This is a genomic window from Sedimentibacter sp. B4, assembly GCF_000309315.1.
Classification (GTDB): Bacteria; Bacillota; Clostridia; order Tissierellales; family Sedimentibacteraceae; genus Sedimentibacter; species Sedimentibacter saalensis.
The window spans coordinates 1-640 of sequence record NZ_CANG01000121.1 but is presented as its reverse complement, the minus strand read 5'-3'; the positions used below and the strand labels follow the sequence as shown (position 1 = coordinate 640).

Below are 640 nucleotides of genomic sequence, written 5' to 3'. Positions count from 1 at the left end.
CGGGGCTCGGGAAAGGCCCTCACCGTCCTCACCCGCAGCATCCTGGTCGCCGCTGAGCTGGCGGACGAGGCCGGCATGGACATCTTCGTCCTCGGCGGCCGCCTCAAGACCTCGGAGATGGTCACGTCGAGTTCGACCATGGCCGATGACCTGCGGCACTTCAACGTGGACACCTACGTCATGGGCATCAGTGGGGTCGATGCCCTCCGCGGGCTCACCGACTACGACCCCGACGAGAGCGCAGGCAAGCGGCAGGCTTTGGAACGATCCGACCGTGTACTGCTCGCGTTCGACCAGACCAAGCTCGGACGGGTCCTGCTCTCCCAAGTGGCGGATCTCGCCGACGTCGACATCGTGGTCACCGACGCCGACCCGGAGCACGAAGTCATCAAGGCGATGCCTCCCACCGTCTCGGTGGTGCTGGTGAAACCCCAGTCTGAGCTGGCCCGGCCGGCCTAGGCCTCCCAACCGCAGGCGACGAATCATGCCCATCAACACCGGCACGCCGGCGCCCGAAGCCTCACCGGCCCATCGGCAGCTGACCCCACCCTTCTTCGAAGTTGGCCCGAAGAACCTGCTACGTCTGCCCGACATCCTGGAGGTCGCGAAGGCTGCGCAGAGCGCTGGCGAGCACGACAGA

1 pseudogene is annotated in these 640 nt (G+C 66.6%); it reads left to right on the top strand.

The features are described from left to right. Positions 1-459, top strand: a pseudogene (locus tag BN358_RS23000) (DeoR/GlpR transcriptional regulator); the annotation flags it as partial. Positions 460-640: the final 181 nt, after the last annotated feature.